Source organism: Candidatus Acidulodesulfobacterium sp. H_13 (assembly GCF_048541835.1).
GTDB lineage: Bacteria > SZUA-79 > SZUA-79 > Acidulodesulfobacterales > Acidulodesulfobacteraceae > QIJE01.
Map to the genome: position 1 here is coordinate 345,037 of NZ_JBLEOY010000002.1, position 16,860 is coordinate 361,896.

Below are 16,860 nucleotides of genomic sequence, written 5' to 3' on the forward strand. Positions count from 1 at the left end.
AATCCAATAGATAGTCAGCAATTCTTTGTTTCCGTGCTGTTTTCTGCGGATTTTTCAGATAATTTATGCATCGTTTTTTGTTTATACCTATATTCGCTTATTACATCTTCTATCGTAATGGAGTTAAGAAATTCTATTATTTTGCCCGATATAGAATTCCACATATCAAAGGCAAGACATATAGATTTTCTGTCACATTCCTTTTTACTCTCGGTTTTACTTGTGCAACTCATGATATCAATAGACTCTACCGAAGATATTATATCGCCTATTAAAATATCGGACGGTTTTTTATTAAGCAGATATCCGCCATTAGGTCCCCTCAGGCTTCTGACTATCCCGGCTTTTTTTAAGATAAAGAATATCTGTTCGAGATAATGTATAGAGATAGATTCTCTTGTCGATATATCCTTTAAGCTCACGGGCAGCATGTTGTCTTTTGAATAATACGACAAATCTATTATAGCCCTGACCGCATATTGTCCTTTAGATGAAAGTTTCATTCGTTACCTTATATATTAATTTAATTATTGTGATTTTCTATATCTTTAATCCTTGCTTCAAGTTCCGATATTTTGGTTTTTAAAAGCAATATTTCGTAAAAAGCGGGGTCAAACAGCCTGTCATGCTCAAGATCGACATTATCATGGACCTCCGATTCATCTCTTTTTGTAGATTTTGCAGGTATCCCTACAACCGTAGAATGAGGCGAAACTGCATTTACGACGACAGAGTTTGCCCCTATCTTAGAATCATTTCCGATAGTTAGGGGTCCCAATATCTTTGCGCCGGTTCCTATTATAACCCTATCCCCTATTGTGGGATGCCTTTTTTCTTTTTTCCAGCTTGTTCCTCCAAGGGTTACGCCATGATAAATTGTAACATCGTCTCCTATCTCAGATGTCTCCCCTATAACTACGCCCATTCCGTGGTCTATAAAAAATCTCTTGCCTATCTTTGCTCCCGGGTGAATCTCTATGCCTGTTATAAACCTAGAAAACTGAGATATGAGCCTCGCTAAAAGCCTTAGTTTATGCTCCCATAGAAAATGCGAGATTTTGTGAGAATATACCGCCTGAAGGCCGGGGTAACATAGCAATACCTCTAAAGCATTCCTTGCCGCAGGGTCTCTTTCGTAAACGATATTTATATTTTCTCTTAAAGTCTTTAGCATCTTATAGTTCTCTATATATATTATATTAATTAATATAACAGAAATGCAAATAATTTAAAAGTGCGTAAGCATTATTTGCATTTATACTATATTATAGTATAATGATTCAATAACTGCAGGAACGACAAAAAACAATAAGATATAAGGCGGTCGCAATGGAAAAAGAGCCGGTAGAAGTAAAAATCGTTACCAAATGTCCTCCGCATGGTAGATGTAAAATGTACTCTTCCGTAGTGTGGCTTATTATTTCCACCTTTAAAAACGTCAAAATTTCGATTATACCGTCTGATTTTAGAGGCAAAGACGACCTCGACGGGCCTTGCGTTATAGTAAACGGAGAAGAGATAGAACCATCCAATACCATATATGTTTCCGGAGAAGATTTTATTAATAAGCTTAATGCGGCGGGTGCCATACCATATGATGGAGTGAGTCCCGATGCTTCCGTATTTGACGATATAATTGAAAAATGTTTAGAATAACGTAAAGGTCAAATCCTTTATATCTCCTTTTAAATAAATTGCATAAAAGTCATTCGTATCTCAATGCCTCGGCAGGATTCATTCTGGAGGCTTTGTAAGCAGGATAAAAACCGAAGAATATTCCTACCGCCAAAGAAAATATTAAAGAAATCACAACCGGTTCCGTCGTGACGATGGTCTTGAGCGGCGATAATAAAGATATCATATTGGAAAGGCCTATTCCGAAGCCTACACCAAGTAATCCGCCGAAAAGACTTAATACCGAAGATTCTATCAGGAACTGTTTCAAGATATCTTTTTTCTTCGCCCCCACGGTCATTCTTATCCCTATTTCTTTAGTCCTTTCCGTAACCGAAACCAGCATTATATTCATTATTCCTATTCCTCCGACGAGTAAAGATATGGCGGCTATGCTTCCGAGAAGAATAGTAAACGTATCCGCGCTTGAATTTGCGGTTTTCGCAATTTCAGAAAGATTTCTTACAAAGAAGTCGTTAGGCTTATGTAACGGAATATGATGTCTCTGTCTTAGGAGCGCGGTAATTTCCGATTGTGCCCTTATGGTATCTTTGTTGGATATTGCGGATACAGCTATAGCACGCACCCATGTCGTCCCTGCAATCTTTTCTAACATCGTGGTAATAGGTATTACCACGATGTCGTCTCGATCCCTGCCGAATGCGTTAAAGCCCTTGGCAGATAAAACGCCGATTACCGTAAAAGGAATGTTGTGTATGAGTACTATATGCCCTACGGGATCCATAAGTCCGAAAAGTTTAGTCGCTACGGTATCGCCGATGACGGCGACGTTTGCGACTGACGTCACTTGCCGCCGATCGAAGAATACCCCCTTTGCGACTGACCAGCTTCTTATCGTCGTAAATGTCGAGTTCGCGCCGTCAATCAATGTCGCCCAATTATTGCCTCGCCATATAACCTGCTGGGTTGCGTTAAGCATTCCCGAATCGGTTCTTACGGCAGGGAGTTTTCTAATTGCATATGCATCGTTCAGGGTTAACGTCGGTAGTATTCCGAATCCGCGATGAATGCCGCCCAAAGAAGATGAACCGGGGAGTACGAAAAGCAAGTTCGAGCCCATAGAATTTATTGAGTTTTGTATTGCCTCGGAGGCTCCCTGTCCTATGCTTATGGTTGCGATAACCGAGCTTACGCCTATAATTATTCCAAGTATTGTTAAAAGAGACCTTATTTTGTTTCTTAAGAGAGTTTTATAAGCGTATTCCAAGTCTAAAAAAAATGCAAATTTTACCTTTTTTTGCTTCATAGTCTTTTCTTCGCTCCGGTTATAATATTGCCGTCGTCGATACTCATCTCTAAGATATAATTGCCCCGTCTCTCATAGTAATAAGCCTTCTTCCGTAATCGGCTATATTTTTATCGTGTGTTACTAAAATTATAGTAGAGCCCCTTTCGGCATTTATTTTCAAAAAGAGATTCATCACGTCTGATCCCCTGACGGAGTCAAGATTGCCGGTAGGTTCATCCGCTATAATCATCGGCGCGTCATTTACTATTGCCCTTGCGATAGCCACTACTTGCTGCTCTCCGCCGGATATCTGGTTTGGGAATTTGTTTCCTTTTTCATAAAGATTTACGAGTTTTAAAGTTTCCGATGCCATATGTTCGGCTTCTTTGGAATGAAATCCCGAATAATAAAGCGGTAGCATTACGTTTTCAACAAGAGTAAGCCTTTGGACCAAATTAAATCCCTGAAAAACGAATCCTATTTTTTTGTTTCTGATTTCTGCAAGCTCATCGGATGTTAAATCGGATACGTCCCTATCCTCTAAAAAATAACTTCCAGAGGTAGGTTTGTCGAGGCAGCCCAATATATTCATAAGAGTAGATTTGCCGGAACCGGATGCCCCCATTATTGAAACAAATTCTCCGTTATTTATCTTAAGAGATATTCCCCTCAGCGCTTCGTATGGAATATCTCCGATCTTATAAATCATACCTATATCTTCAAGCCTTATAAGCGATGTATTTACCATTTAAAAGAAGAACCTCCTTCTATGCCTTCCCCCCGTTTGATAGTCTGATTCTACGCCTGTTATCACTTTAGTTCCGGCTTTAATGGCCATGGATATAATCCCGGTATAATCGTCATTATTTATGCCGAGCCTGACAATAACCGGTTTCGGTTTTTCATTTTTCAATATCCATATGACGCCTTCTCCAATTTTTAGTCTTTTGGATAAGTCGTTCAAAACATGTTTATTTTCGTTGGGCGGAATGAACCGTAAGGCGGAATTAGGCACGCCGAGTACCCCTTTTTCTTCCGAAACGTAAATTTTTGAAATTGCCGTCATTCCCGGAAGGGCTAATCTCTTTTTGTTTTTAAAATATATCGTGACGTTGTAGCTTACTACTCCCGAAACGGTCGTGGGATTTATTCTAATATTATGCACATAACCTTGAAATATTTTATCCGGATAAGCATATAAAGTAAAGGATGCCTCGTCGCCTTTCTTTATTTCTCCTATATCCGCCTCGTTGGTCGTCGTATCTATCTCCATTTCGGTAAGATCTTTTCCTATCGTAAAAAGATTAGGGGTTTGAAAATTTGAAGCTACGGTTTGACCGACAACCACGTTAACGTTTATTATTATACCGTTTACGGGGGAATATATTTTGGTGTATGAAAGATTTATATTATCTATTTTAAGTTGAATATCGGCGGCTTTAACGGCACCTTCTAAGTACTTAAGCTGAGCTGCGTTCTGAAGATAAATACTGTAAGAATTTTGTTCTGTTGCATGAGATATAAGGTTTTCTTTCCATAATTCCTTATCTCTTATATATGTCAGTTTGCCGTAATCCGCAATGGCTCTTTGCTTTGAAACGCTTGCCCTCGCCGATGAGAGATTGGCCTTATCCCGATCAATCCTTAAAATAAAAGGCGTCGGGTTTATTTCGGCAAGAAGTTGTCTCTTCTTTACTACTGAGTTGTACCAGACAAAAAGCCTTGAAAACGTTCCCGAAACCTGCGCGCCGACGTTTATCGTATTAATCGGATTTGCCGTACCGTCTGCCGTAATGTATTTCCGTATCGTTATGGGTTTCATGGTATAAAATTCGTAAGTCTGTTTTTTTACTCCGGATTTGATTATAAAATAATAAGAAATAAATATAACGAATAAAATAGCTAATGCTATTAAAACTATCTTTTTATTATTTTTCATTTTCATCCCTTATCTTTTATATTTTTTTGTTTAACGTAGTGTTTCAACATTAATCCTAAATCAGAATAGAGTTTTGCCTTCATGTAATAGTAAGTATATTCGGAATTTATATAATTCGTTTCCGCCGATGTATAGGCAGCATTTGCGGTTATTAACCGAACCATAGGGGTTATGCCGACTTCATAACCCTTCAGTGCAAGCTTGTATGCGAGTTTAAACGCCTTTTCGGATGACCTTAACGCCTTTATCCTTGAATATTGGCTTAAAATAGCGTAATAATCGCTGGAAATATTATAAATGAGATTATCTCGGGATAGTCGTTCATTCCAGATATTGCCGTTTAACACAGCCTTAGACCTGTCAATTCTATTTTTAGTCAGGAACCCGTTAAAAATAGGTATAGAAACGGACAGTCCCACTGAATAGTTTCTGTTTAGCGGGAACGAAGAATTCTCCCCCGTATATGATAAATCGACGTTAACGGTCGGAAAATAACCGCTGATAGCTTGTCTTACCGAAGCCCTGGATGCTTTTAGGGTATAAATAGCCTGCTTTAGACGCGGATTAAACCTAATTGCCGTTTTTATGAGGTTGGCAAGTTTACTTTGGAGAGATTTAAAGTCAAGCGTATTTATGAAATGGTATTTTTTAGACGCGGGAAGCCCTATGGAATTCAAAAGCGCAAGTCTCGCAATTTTTACGTTAAATATTGAGTTTATGTATGTCGCCTTTGCCTTTTCCATCGTCGCCTTCGCCGTTTTTACATCTAAAAGGTCTCCGGTTCCTACTTTATAAAATGCGGCAGCGGCTTTATACTGAATTTTATCGTTTTTCAGATTTTCCTTATCGGTTTTCATTAAATTTTTATTTTCAAAATATGTTGCAAAATTAAGTATTACCTTGTAAAGGTTACTGTTTACCGCGTAATTATATTCGGACTTTGCCGCCTTCATTTGATATTTAGCATTGAGATAGTCGTAGTATCGCGAACCGAAAGAATAAAGCATGTATGTTGCGTTGATACTTCCGGAATAGCTCCTTATGGAGTAATTTAATCCCGATCGGTAAGATATTTGTCTGTTAGAAATTATGCCGTTGTTGTTAACATTCATAAAGGAATTTTTTGAAAAATTGGCAACCCCGGAAATTTGAGGATAATATAGGTAAAGCGATTGATTTTTAGCATATACGGATGCCTTATAAGAGTATTCCGACGTCATTATCCCGGGATATCTCTTGAGAGTAAGTAACAGAGCCTCTCTTAAATCTATCTTTTTACCGGTTTTTAAGCCGACGATACCCCCGTTCAAGTTAATCGAAGCGGCAAAAGAGGTTTTATCCTGGCTCGGCAATATAATCAATAAAAAGGCAAAAATGAATAGAATAAAAAATAAACTTGTCGGTAATCTATCTATGGGCTTAGAATTTGGCATGTTTATTAATTTTTGCTGGTTTTAGATTAGGTTTTATATTATCATTGTAATGACCTTAAGGTCATTTGTCAACAATCATAAAATATAAATTTAAAAGATCGATTAAATCAAATGTCTTTTAGCTTTAATCTTATAAGTTTGGGATGCCCGAAAAATCAGGTTGATTCCGAAGAAATGTTTACAGGACTTAAAAACATCGGCATAAAGTTTGTCGATAGTTCAGACGCTTGCGACGTTTGCGTTATCAACACCTGCGGGTTTATAGAAGCGGCAAGAAAAGAATCCATAGGCGTTATCATGGAGGTAATACAAAAAAAACAAAATGGGAGCCCTAAATACATCGTAGTTACGGGATGCATGGTAAATAGCAATTTAGCCGTTCTTAAAGATGAATTGCCGGAAGTAGATCTGTTTTTACCTACGTTTGATGAACATAAAATAGTTAAAGAGATCGCCGCCCTTTCCGGCAAAAAAAATATAAAGAAAAATTCCGGCGATTTAAAAAAATTCGAAAGAGAACACTTTAATCTAGAAAGAACTGCATATATTAAAATTTCAGAGGGTTGCAACAGAACCTGTTCTTTTTGCACTATTCCGTCCATTAGGGGGCGCTATAAATCCAGACCTATAGATGAAATTAAGAGAGAAGCCGAATATCTGGCGCAAGCGGGGGTTAAAGAGCTTATAATAGTATCGCAGGATTCTTCCTGCTACGGTATGGATTTAAATATAAAAAATGGATTATACAAACTTCTGAGAGAGCTTGTAAGGGTTAAAGATATAAGCTGGATAAGGATACTTTATCTTTATCCTAAGAGCAGTTTATTCACTAATGAACTAATAAGCATTATAAGGGATGAAGAAAAAATCTTAAAGTATATTGATATGCCGATCCAACATATAAGCGGAAACGTTCTAAATCTTATGAAAAGAGGGGATACTGAAAGAGACATTGATATGTTAATACAAAAATTAAGAGACGGCATAGAGAATATCACTCTCAGAACATCCCTTATCGTTGGTTTTCCGGGAGAAACCGATAGTGATTTCGAGAAGCTCCTGGGATTTGTAAAAAACGTTAAATTTGACAACATGGGGGTATTTAAATATTCCGATGAAAAGGGCACGCTATCCTTCGAATATCCTGCTAAGTTTAATGGCAGAATCAAGAATGAAAGATATAGGTTATTAATGGAAACACAAAAGGGTCTTTTGCCTGAAATATTATCAAAACACGTTGGCAAGACCTATAATGCCATAATCGACGAGGTCGGCGATAAAACAATAAAGGCAAGGACATATTTTCAGTCTCCTGATGTCGATGGATGCACATATCTATACACAGTAAATTCAAACGACGGGCTCGAAATAAAATTAAAAAAAAGGTTTTTGCCGGTTAAGATAACGAAAATAAAGGGTTATGATTTATTAGGTACCTACGAAGCATTAAAAGTCTTGACTAAAGATTGAAAATAAACTAAAATGACAAAAGTTACCTTTTTAATAACCGTTTTAAAAAATATTAATGCCAAGGTATAACCAAATAAAAATTATCGGTACAAGAGAATGAAAATAGTCATAAATGAACAAAATAGACGAAATTTTGTATCACAAGTAGAGTCAATGCTTCATGATAAATTATCTAAGTGTTATCAGTGCGGAAAATGTTCCGCCGGTTGCCCGGTAAACTTTGAGATGGATTATACCCCGAATCAGATTATAAAAATGACGGAACTCGGCATGGAACATACCGTGCTTAATTCCAAAACCATCTGGCTCTGTGTTTCGTGTAACACATGTTCCACACGATGCCCAAAGGGTTTTGAGGTTGCTGAAATTATGGACGTATTGCGGGAAATAGCCGAGAAGAGGGGCATTAATTCAAAAGTCGAAAAAGAGATTCGAATGTTTCACGAAGTCTTCTTGAATAACGTAAAATCAAACGGGAGAATATTTGAATTAGAACTTGTAGGTAAATATAAGTTAAAAACGAGACATCTGTTCAGAGACGTATTTTTGGCTCCAAAAATGATTGAAAAGGGCAAACTTAAAATGCATGGGGAAAAGATATCTGATTTAAACCGAATAGCCAAGATTTTTAAGGACTTTGAGTAAAACATTAAAATTACCGGGAGAAATTATATAAATGAAATTAGCATATTATCCTGGATGTTCGCTTAAGGGAACATCATTTGAATATGAAGTGTCGTTATTAAAAATTCTTGAAGTATTAGATATAGAAATTAAAGAAATTCCAGATTGGAATTGTTGCGGAGCTTCGGCGGCACATAGCATAAATCACAATCTTTCCGTGGCTCTTCCGGCCAGAAATCTTGCTATAGCGGAAAGCGGAGGATACGAGTCTATTCTGGCTCCGTGCGCCGCATGCTCTAATAGGCTTAAAACGGCTGATTATGAACTTAAAACGGATGATATTCTGAAAGACAAGGTTGTAAACTCCTTAGGGATGCCTTATGCTGCTGATATTGATATAAATAACATGCTTGAGTTTTTAAGCGGCGTAGTGGGTGAAGACAAAATAAAATCTACGGTAAAGAAACCGTTAAAGGGTCTCAAAGTGGCTTCTTATTACGGTTGCTTATTGGTCAGACCCCCAAAGATTATGCAGTTCGATGACCCAGAGAATCCGGTATTAATGGATAATTTGGTTGCACTGACTGGTGCCGATCCGGTTGATTATTCTTATAAGACCGAATGTTGCGGTGCCATTAATTCTCTTTCCAACCCGGATGTCGTAACAACTTTGACCGGCAATGTTTTATACGATATTAAAAAACATGGAGCAGATCTCATAGTCGTTGCCTGTCCGCTTTGTCATTCAAATTTGGATGTGAGGCAGAGGGAGATAGAGAGAAAATATGGTGAGAAAATCGGTTTGCCTGTCCTTTTCGTAACTGAACTTTTAGGGCTTTCATTTGGAATAGATCCCAAAGATCTTGCAATAGACGGTCATATGGTTGCGGCAGATAAGGTTCTAAAGAAGATTAAGGAATTATAGAGATAACTTGCCGTCCGGATTTATGTGGTTAATAATCTGCATTTTGACAGGGTAGTTATATAAACGGTATCTTTAGGTTTGCATAAAAATAGTATGATAAGTAGAGTTAGTTAAGTAAAAATTGAGTTATCCGAGCGAGGTAAAGTGTTATGTCGAGAATAGGCGTATTTGTGTGCTGGTGCGGTTCTAATATTGCCGGAACCGTAGATGTGGAAAAGGTCAGGGATGAGGCGTCAAAAATCCCCGGCGTCGTTAGTGCCGTAGATTATAAATATATGTGTTCGGATCCCGGACAGAACAGTTTAAGGAACGTTATCAAAGAAAAAAATCTTACAGGTGTGGTCCTTGCTGCTTGTTCTCCCCATATGCATGAAAATACATTCAGAAAAGCTGCCGTCAAGGAGGGTCTAAACCCTTATTTCGTTGAAATTGCAAACATAAGAGAACAGGTTTCTTGGGTTCACGACGATAAAGAGAGGGCTACCTCAAAAGCGGTAGATCTAATGAAAATGATGGTGGAGAAGGTCAAAAGAGATAGATCTATTGACGACGTCAAGGTTCCCTTGCATAAGAAAACTCTAGTTATAGGAGGCGGAATATCCGGAATACAAGCCGCTTTAGATATTGCTAACGGTGGCATTGAGGTCTTACTTGTCGAAAAAGAGCCGTCTATCGGCGGGAGAATGATACAGTTGGACGAGACGTTTCCGACGCTTGATTGTTCTAGTTGCATAATGACACCTAAAATGGTTGAGGTAAATCAGCACCCCAATATAAAATTATATACTTATTCTGAGGTTACCGATGTATCAGGATATATTGGTAATTTTAAGATTAAAATAAAGAAAAAAGCAAGAAGTGTCGTCGAAAAGGATTGTACAGGATGTGGCAATTGCTGGAATGTATGCCCGATGCATAAGAATGTAAAGAGCGAATTTAACGTAAACCTTTCCGAAAGGACAGCTATATATGTTCCTTTTCCACAGGCAGTTCCGCTGATTCCTGCATTAGATAGGGCGGTTTGTCTCCATTTTAAAAAAGGGGGAAAATGCGTCAAATGTTATGAAGCATGCGGTCCAAAGTGCATAGATTTCAATTTGCAGGATGAAGTAGTGGAAGAAACGGTCGGTGCAGTTGTTGCCGCAACCGGTTATGATCTCATGGAAAATTCTTTATACGGCGAATATGGTTACGGTCAATATAAAGACGTTGTATCCGGTTTGCAGTTTGAGAGGCTTTTGTCTGCTTCCGGTCCCACGGAAGGACTTATTAAACGGCCTTCCGACGGAGTAACTCCTAAGACGATTGTTTTTATTCAATGCGTAGGTTCGAGAGACCCAGAAAAAGGAGTCCCGTATTGCTCTAAGGTCTGTTGTATGTATACGGCAAAACATGCAAAATTATTTGCACATAAGGTTCATGGTTCGCAAAGTTATGTTTTTTATATAGATATAAGGGCTACGAGTAAGGGGTATGAAGAATTTGTCCGAGGAACTATGGAGCAGGACGGCGCTATTTATTTAAGGGGTAGGGTTTCTAGAATTTATGAAGACGAAGGCAAGCTTATCATCAGAGGTGCGGATACTCTTTCCGGAAATCAGGTGGAGATTGCGGCGGATATGGTTGTTCTTGCAACGGGTGTAATACCGAAGAAAGGGTCAGATAAAGTAGCTCAGATGCTTGGAATATCTTATGATAAATATGGCTTTTATACAGAATCTCATCCTAAACTTCGTCCGACAGAGTCTTCTACCGCAGGGATTTTTCTTGCCGGTATGGCTCAGGGTCCCCGGGATATTCCGGAATCGGTAGTTTCCGGCTCGGCGGCGGCATCTAAAATACTGGGTTTGTTTTCAAAGGACGAATATGAGGTAGAAGGGACTATTGCCAGCGTTAACGAAGCAACCTGCGTCGCCTGTTTTTATTGCAGGAGGGTTTGTGCGTACAGTGCTATTAGCGGAAAAGATATCAAGGATAGAAGCGGAAAATTAATAAAGGTCGTTGCTAATGTTAATCCCGGACTTTGTGTGGGATGCGGGGCATGCGTAAACGCTTGTTTCTCTAAATCTATAGACGTCAAAGGATTTATGGACGATCAAATATATGCCGAGATTAGATCGCTGGCTGTTTAATTCATAAAATATATAGCAAGCCGTCACAGTAAGCGGCAAGAAATAAATATGAAAATCAGTGAAAAGGAGTTTGCCAGAAATGGAAGATAAAAAAGAAGAGCTTGCAAAAACGAGCGGTGATAATGACCCTCGAATTATTGCATTTGTCTGTAATTGGTGTACTTATAGCGGTGCAGACCTTGCCGGGACGAGCAGAATGAAGTATGCTGATAATGTGAGGGTGATCAAGCTTCCTTGTTCCGGAAGGATAGATCCTATATTTATCGTGGAAGCATTCAAAAAAGGTGCTAAGGGCGTATTGATTTCAGGTTGCCATCCTGGAGATTGTCATTATATAAGCGGAAATTATCATTCGAGAAGGAAGTATGCCATCTTTAGAAATTTATTGGGTTTTCTCGGGGTTGATTTGAATAGGGTAGAGTTTTCATGGGTTAGCGCTTCAGAGGGTAATAAATGGGTTCACATAATTAATGAATTTACCGATAAAATTAAATCGCTGAAAAATAGTTCAAACGATATATTTAAAAAATAATACAAATTAAACGTTAGTCTCTGCCCGTTTCTTTTTTATGCGGAAGTTGGAAAGGGATGGTGTAAGTAAGTTTAAAATTAACTTTTGGGATATCATATGGCAAACATAGATGAAAAGTTGCAAAAAATAGCAAGGGACCTCTTAGAAAGTAAGGAAGTTAGCCTAATAATCGGCTATACCGGGGGGTCACACCCACAAAAAATGCGTCCTGTGTTCGTTACGAAGCCGGAGGACGTGGACAAGTTATCGTTTAATCGTCACTCCGTGCAAGATTTGGCTGTATTCCTGAAGAAACAGGAAGTTAAAAAATTCGGCAGGATAGGTATAGTTGTTAAGGGTTGCGATGAAAAAGCACTTAATGTTCTGATACAAGAGTATCAAGTCTCAAGAGAAAATATAAAGATAATCGGTGTCGAATGCAACGGTGTGATAAGGCAGGACCTTGCCGATAAGGGTGAGACCGATCTTTCCGAAAATACCGTTTATGACAAGTGTCTTATGTGCAGCGAGCATACTCCTATATTACATGATTATCTTATCGAATGTGCCGACCCGCAGATCAGTATATCAGGCAATATTAAGCCTTTTGCAAAAATAGAAGAACTCGATTCTATGAGTTCTGAGGAAAGGGATGTCTTCTGGGAGAAGGAGTTTGATAAGTGCATAAGGTGCTATGCCTGCAGGCAGGTTTGTCCTTTATGCTATTGCTCCAGGTGCATTGTGGAAAAGAATATGCCGCAGTGGATAGACACAAATTTTGGCGAGATTGGCAATGCTCAGTGGAACTTGATTAGGGCTTACCATCTTGCGGGACGCTGTATAAGGTGTGGCGAATGCGAGCGTGCTTGCCCGGTGAATATTCCCCTTATGTTGATTAATGGAAAAATGGCAAGGAGTACGCATGACCTGTTTGGATATAAATCGGGGCTTGATATCGATGCCAAGCCGGTATTCGGAGTTTTTAACGAAAGCGATTTTAATGATTTTATAAAATAAAGAAAATAAATAAGGTTAGATGTAGGAGAATCTATCATAATGGAAGAAAAATACTATGAAATTTCGGCGGAAGATCTTAAAAAATTTGTAGATTCCATGATAAAGGATAATTTTGAAATAATTGCGCCGATGGATAGGGACGGAGATGTCTTTTACGGTAAAATCGGCAAGTTTGATGATGCTAATTTAGATATTCTTTTGCCGAAAATATCTTATAAAGAGTACCTTCTTCCTAAAACAGAGACTCTTTTCGAATATTCCTTTTCCGGCGTAGATATAGACATAAAAGACGGGATAGAGTCGGTTGAGGGAGAAAATCGGAAGAGGGTTATTTTTGGTGGAAGACCTTGCGATGCCGGTGCCGGGCCGATTATGGAAAAGGTTTTTAATTGGGGCTATAAAGACGATTTTTTTAACGAAAGGTTTAAAAATTTGACGATAGTTTCTATTGCATGTGAAAAGCCTGACGATTATTGTTTTTGTACGGAAATGCAGCTTTCTCCTGAGAGCTCTCACGGTTCCGACGTGCTTCTTAAAAAGACCGGAGATAAATATGCTGTCGTCATAGTGAGCGATAAGGGATTGGAACTGGTAAAGTCTTACTTGAATTTGTTTAAGGAAATAACCAAGGATGAATTCCCCCCGGATAAAGACTGGAAGAAGATTTTTGAGATAGAAAAGGCTAAGAGTTTTTTAGATAAAAATTTTAAGCATAATTATTTTCAGGACAGATTTTTATCCTGCATAGGGTGCGGAATATGTACCTATACATGTCCTACTTGTCATTGTTTTGATATCCAGGATGAAGGAGATATGAAGGAAGGTAAGAGAATTAGAAACTGGGATTCATGTCAGTTTGCCATATTTACTCTTCATACGTCGGGACATAATCCTAGAAATACACAAGGAGATAGGTATAGACAGAGGCTTATGCACAAATTTAAAATTTACAGCGAAAAATTTGACAAGTATCTATGTGTGGGATGCGGAAGGTGTTCGAGAAATTGTCCTCAGGATATCAATATTAAGGAAGTAGTTCAGGATTTGGCAAAATTGGCTTAGTATCATCGATAATTATAAGTAAAGTTTTTTATTTTTTAACCTGTAGCAGGAGTAAATAGTTAATGAAAAATATTTATTTACCGAAGTTGGCGGAGATAAAAGAGATAATTCAGGAAACTGTAGATACTAAAACGGTGCGGCTTACCATAGATAATGGTAGTATATTTTTTTTACCGGGTCAGTTTGGAGAATTTTCTTTTATTGGAGAAGGCGAGTCGACTTTCGGATTTTCGTCATCACCGCTTAGGAAAGAGTATTTCGAATTTAGTTTTCGGTCTTCCGGGAGGGCGACTACCGGTATAAACGGTCTAAATCCCGGAGATAAGCTGGCCTTTAGGGGACCTTACGGAAATCATTTCGATACATCTAAGATGAAGGGGAAAGATCTTGTCTTTATCGGAGGCGGTATCGGTATGGCGCCGGTGAAATCTATTTTAGAATATTGTCTTGACGAACGCGCCGATTACGGCAAGATAACTGTTTTATACGGCGCAAGGTCAGTAGGCGATCTGCTGTATAAGACTATTTTTGAAGATTGGAGAAAATATGAAAATACGGATGTGGTTATTACCGTAGATCCCGGCGGAGAAACCCCGGATTGGACAGAAAAAGTCGGTTTTGTTCCAACTGTTTTAGAGCAGTTGCCTCTGAAGGGGGAAAATACCATTGCCGTTGTATGTGGACCTCCTATCATGATAAAATTTGCATTAAAGTCTTTAGAGGAAAAAATGGGTTTTGATAAAGGCGATATTATTACTACGCTTGAGAATAGAATGAAATGCGGCCTGGGAAAGTGCGGGAGATGTAACGTTGGGAGTGTTTATGTCTGCAAAGACGGTCCTGTTTTCACGGCGAAGGAGATCGAAAGTCTTCCTGACGACTTTTAACGCCAATATACGATATGCAGTTACTAATCATTCATGCTGACGAGTTCGGTTATTCTTTGACCGGGAAAACTCCGGTTGCCGAAGAAATAGATTCCGTTAAGGGTGAGGTCTGTTTCGAAGAGCCCCTGGTGATTTTCTGTACTGTGGAAAGGGGTGATGCGAATGATATTGTCGAACGGGCTGTTAATGCGATTAAGGAAATTGCAAACAAATTAAAACCTCGGATATTAGTCTTATACCCCTATGCTCATCTTTCCAGTAATCTATCTGAACCGTCTTCGGCAATTGCCGTTCTCAATGCTTTAAAAACCGGTATCGAATCTTTTTATCCGGTATACAGGGCGCCCTTCGGATGGTATAAAAGTTTTAAAATAGCATGCAAGGGGCATCCGCTGAGTGAATCGTCCATACATATTTCCGGCGCTACTCCGCTTCTTAAAAAAACAAGAGAAGACGCAGTAAAAGACGTAAAAAGTAAGTTTCTTATTTTAAATTCCGACGGCGGCGAGACGGTAATAGATTTAAAAAACAAAGATATATTAAACGATGATGTACTTAAGGATTTTCCTTCTTTGAGAAAAGTTATTGCTTATGAGGAATTTAAGGTAAAAGAATGTGAAACTCCTCCATCCGTTTCGGCAATGAGGCGGCTTGAAATAGCCGATTACGAGGAAAATTCCGATTCCGGGCATTTAAGATTTTATCCTAAAGGGACGCTGTTATATAAACTGTTATCCGGTTGGGCAGAGGATATTGCCCTAAACAGTCTTAAATGTATGGAGATAGAGACTCCATTGATATACGACTGGAATAAGCCGGAGATTAAGGGGCAGGGTGAGTCTTTTCACGAGAGACACTATTCCGTTTTCGTGCCGGACGAGAAGTCCGAGACCGGCAGATTTGCGGTTTCTAAGGAATTCGTTTTGAGATTTGCCGGAGATTTTGGGCTTTTTTCCATGCTTAAGGATGCTAAAATCAGTTATAAGCAGTTGCCACTCAGATTTTATGAGTTTTCTAAAAGTTTCAGATACGAAAAACGTGGTGAGTTATCAGGCTTAAGAAGGCTAAGAAGTTTTACTATGCCGGATATTCATAGTTTCTGCCTTAATATAGAAGAGGGTTTTAATGAATATCAGGTGCTTTATAAAAAATACGCTGATTTAGCAGAGGCTGCCGATATAGAATATGCCATTGTATTCCGTATAGTGGAGGAATATTATGATAAATACAAAGACAAAATAGTGGAGCTCTTAAAATACTCTAAAAAACCCGCGCTTATTGAGGTATTATCTAAGATGAAGCACTACTGGGCGCTTAAGCATGAATTTCAGGGTATAGATTCCGTAAACGGCTCATGTCAGCTTTCTACCGTGCAACTTGACGTGGAAGACGCTAAAAGATACGGAATAAATTTTGTAAGTGATACAGGAGAAAAGACAGGTTGTATAATATGTCATTCATCGATTGGGGCAATAGAAAGGTGGATGTATCTTTTAATTGAAGAAGCACTTAAAAAGGATATCCCGGTTTTTCCGCTGTGGTTAAGTCCTACTCAGGTCAGAATTATTCCCGTGTCCGATAAGTTTGTCGATTTTGCGGTGAAACTTAAGGAAAACATTTATAAATCCGGCGTAAGGGTAGACCTTGACGACAGAGATTTCAGCCTGGGCAAGAAGATTATGTTTGCCGAAGAAGAATGGTCGCCGTATATTGTGGTAGTCGGACGTAAAGAGGTTGAAACCGGCATTCTTTCCGTTAGAAATAGGTATAAAGGGAGAAAAAATTTTAATCTTACATCTGAGGAGCTTGTAAAAGAAATTAAAAACGGAACAAAAGATATGCCATATAGGAATTTGATTTTACCCGATATGCTTTCAAAAAGGCCGGTGTTTTTCGGTTAATTCCAATATTGATGTTTTTACGAAAATAAAATATAA

Annotated in this window: 16 protein-coding genes; 10 read left to right on the top strand and 6 right to left on the bottom strand. The window is 38.6% G+C overall.

Features of this window, described 5'->3' with window-relative positions:
• Positions 1–14: 14 nt before the first annotated feature.
• Positions 15–503: an RrF2 family transcriptional regulator gene (locus ACMCNP_RS06265; protein WP_419315307.1), complete on the bottom strand. Its 489-nt coding sequence runs from the start codon at positions 501–503 to the stop codon at positions 15–17.
• Positions 504–523: 20 nt separating this feature from the next.
• Positions 524–1,174: a serine O-acetyltransferase gene (gene cysE, locus ACMCNP_RS06270; protein WP_419315311.1), complete on the bottom strand. Its 651-nt coding sequence runs from the start codon at positions 1,172–1,174 to the stop codon at positions 524–526.
• 155 nt (positions 1,175–1,329) lie between these two features.
• Between cysE and ACMCNP_RS06275 the strand changes: the two genes are divergently transcribed.
• On the top strand, positions 1,330–1,656 hold the full coding sequence (locus ACMCNP_RS06275; RefSeq protein ID WP_419315314.1) for a hypothetical protein: 327 nt from the start codon (positions 1,330–1,332) through the stop codon (positions 1,654–1,656).
• Positions 1,657–1,705: 49 nt separating this feature from the next.
• Here ACMCNP_RS06275 and ACMCNP_RS06280 read toward each other — a convergent pair whose 3' ends face one another.
• From ACMCNP_RS06280 to ACMCNP_RS06295, 4 genes are read right to left on the bottom strand one after another with little or no spacing between them, the layout of a single operon-like run.
• Positions 1,706–2,941, bottom strand: coding sequence for an ABC transporter permease (locus ACMCNP_RS06280; protein WP_419315317.1), 1,236 nt, complete (start codon positions 2,939–2,941; stop codon positions 1,706–1,708).
• A 49-nt stretch (positions 2,942–2,990) separates the two neighbouring features.
• Positions 2,991–3,671: an ABC transporter ATP-binding protein gene (locus tag ACMCNP_RS06285; protein ID WP_419315320.1), complete on the bottom strand. Its 681-nt coding sequence runs from the start codon at positions 3,669–3,671 to the stop codon at positions 2,991–2,993.
• Positions 3,672–4,862 (bottom strand): efflux RND transporter periplasmic adaptor subunit, encoded by a 1,191-nt coding sequence (locus ACMCNP_RS06290; RefSeq protein WP_419315322.1) that lies wholly within the window; start codon positions 4,860–4,862, stop codon positions 3,672–3,674.
• A 2-nt stretch (positions 4,863–4,864) separates the two neighbouring features.
• Positions 4,865–6,295 (bottom strand): TolC family protein, encoded by a 1,431-nt coding sequence (locus ACMCNP_RS06295; RefSeq protein WP_419315325.1) that lies wholly within the window; start codon positions 6,293–6,295, stop codon positions 4,865–4,867.
• A gap of 111 nt (positions 6,296–6,406) precedes the next feature.
• Here ACMCNP_RS06295 and rimO point away from each other — a divergent pair, with 111 nt between their 5' ends.
• The 9 genes from rimO (at position 6,407) to ACMCNP_RS06340 (ending at position 16,824) form a co-directional block, all read left to right on the top strand.
• A complete protein-coding gene (rimO, locus tag ACMCNP_RS06300) occupies positions 6,407–7,765 on the top strand; it encodes a 30S ribosomal protein S12 methylthiotransferase RimO (RefSeq protein ID WP_419315329.1) in 1,359 nt (452 codons plus the stop codon).
• A gap of 96 nt (positions 7,766–7,861) precedes the next feature.
• Positions 7,862–8,410: a 4Fe-4S dicluster domain-containing protein gene (locus tag ACMCNP_RS06305; RefSeq protein ID WP_419315332.1), complete on the top strand. Its 549-nt coding sequence runs from the start codon at positions 7,862–7,864 to the stop codon at positions 8,408–8,410.
• 31 nt (positions 8,411–8,441) lie between these two features.
• On the top strand, positions 8,442–9,314 hold the full coding sequence (locus ACMCNP_RS06310; RefSeq protein ID WP_419315335.1) for a CoB--CoM heterodisulfide reductase iron-sulfur subunit B family protein: 873 nt from the start codon (positions 8,442–8,444) through the stop codon (positions 9,312–9,314).
• Between the two features lie 149 nt (positions 9,315–9,463).
• Entirely contained in the window at positions 9,464–11,446 is a 1,983-nt protein-coding gene (locus ACMCNP_RS06315) for a 4Fe-4S dicluster domain-containing protein (RefSeq protein ID WP_419315338.1), read from the top strand.
• 79 nt (positions 11,447–11,525) lie between these two features.
• Positions 11,526–11,978, top strand: coding sequence for a hydrogenase iron-sulfur subunit (locus tag ACMCNP_RS06320; protein ID WP_419315341.1), 453 nt, complete (start codon positions 11,526–11,528; stop codon positions 11,976–11,978).
• A 96-nt stretch (positions 11,979–12,074) separates the two neighbouring features.
• Positions 12,075–12,974 carry a 4Fe-4S binding protein gene (locus ACMCNP_RS06325; RefSeq protein ID WP_419315343.1) on the top strand — a complete coding sequence of 300 codons (900 nt, stop codon included), beginning with the start codon at positions 12,075–12,077 and terminating at the stop codon, positions 12,972–12,974.
• 39 nt (positions 12,975–13,013) lie between these two features.
• Positions 13,014–14,036, top strand: coding sequence for a 4Fe-4S dicluster domain-containing protein (locus ACMCNP_RS06330; RefSeq protein ID WP_419315346.1), 1,023 nt, complete (start codon positions 13,014–13,016; stop codon positions 14,034–14,036).
• 62 nt (positions 14,037–14,098) lie between these two features.
• On the top strand, positions 14,099–14,923 hold the full coding sequence (locus ACMCNP_RS06335) for an FAD/NAD(P)-binding protein (protein WP_419315348.1): 825 nt from the start codon (positions 14,099–14,101) through the stop codon (positions 14,921–14,923).
• A gap of 14 nt (positions 14,924–14,937) precedes the next feature.
• Positions 14,938–16,824 (top strand): threonine--tRNA ligase, encoded by a 1,887-nt coding sequence (locus ACMCNP_RS06340; protein WP_419315351.1) that lies wholly within the window; start codon positions 14,938–14,940, stop codon positions 16,822–16,824.
• The last annotated feature ends 36 nt before the right edge of the window (positions 16,825–16,860 follow it).

Excerpts from the sequence above, each read along its gene's own strand:
- ACMCNP_RS06285 (WP_419315320.1), bottom strand. The coding sequence starts at position 3,671 with ATGGTAAATACATCGCTTATAAGGCTTGAAGATATAGGTATGATTTAT.
- ACMCNP_RS06290 (WP_419315322.1), bottom strand. The coding sequence starts at position 4,862 with ATGAAAAATAATAAAAAGATAGTTTTAATAGCATTAGCTATTTTATTC.
- rimO (WP_419315329.1), top strand. The coding sequence starts at position 6,407 with ATGTCTTTTAGCTTTAATCTTATAAGTTTGGGATGCCCGAAAAATCAG.
- ACMCNP_RS06275 (WP_419315314.1), top strand. The coding sequence starts at position 1,330 with ATGGAAAAAGAGCCGGTAGAAGTAAAAATCGTTACCAAATGTCCTCCG.
- ACMCNP_RS06310 (WP_419315335.1), top strand. The coding sequence starts at position 8,442 with ATGAAATTAGCATATTATCCTGGATGTTCGCTTAAGGGAACATCATTT.
- ACMCNP_RS06325 (WP_419315343.1), top strand. The coding sequence starts at position 12,075 with ATGGCAAACATAGATGAAAAGTTGCAAAAAATAGCAAGGGACCTCTTA.
- ACMCNP_RS06295 (WP_419315325.1), bottom strand. The coding sequence starts at position 6,295 with ATGCCAAATTCTAAGCCCATAGATAGATTACCGACAAGTTTATTTTTT.
- cysE (WP_419315311.1), bottom strand. The coding sequence starts at position 1,174 with ATGCTAAAGACTTTAAGAGAAAATATAAATATCGTTTACGAAAGAGAC.
- ACMCNP_RS06315 (WP_419315338.1), top strand. The coding sequence starts at position 9,464 with ATGTCGAGAATAGGCGTATTTGTGTGCTGGTGCGGTTCTAATATTGCC.
- ACMCNP_RS06340 (WP_419315351.1), top strand. The coding sequence starts at position 14,938 with ATGCAGTTACTAATCATTCATGCTGACGAGTTCGGTTATTCTTTGACC.
- ACMCNP_RS06265 (WP_419315307.1), bottom strand. The coding sequence starts at position 503 with ATGAAACTTTCATCTAAAGGACAATATGCGGTCAGGGCTATAATAGAT.
- ACMCNP_RS06320 (WP_419315341.1), top strand. The coding sequence starts at position 11,526 with ATGGAAGATAAAAAAGAAGAGCTTGCAAAAACGAGCGGTGATAATGAC.
- ACMCNP_RS06280 (WP_419315317.1), bottom strand. The coding sequence starts at position 2,941 with ATGAAGCAAAAAAAGGTAAAATTTGCATTTTTTTTAGACTTGGAATAC.
- ACMCNP_RS06330 (WP_419315346.1), top strand. The coding sequence starts at position 13,014 with ATGGAAGAAAAATACTATGAAATTTCGGCGGAAGATCTTAAAAAATTT.
- ACMCNP_RS06335 (WP_419315348.1), top strand. The coding sequence starts at position 14,099 with ATGAAAAATATTTATTTACCGAAGTTGGCGGAGATAAAAGAGATAATT.
- ACMCNP_RS06305 (WP_419315332.1), top strand. The coding sequence starts at position 7,862 with ATGAAAATAGTCATAAATGAACAAAATAGACGAAATTTTGTATCACAA.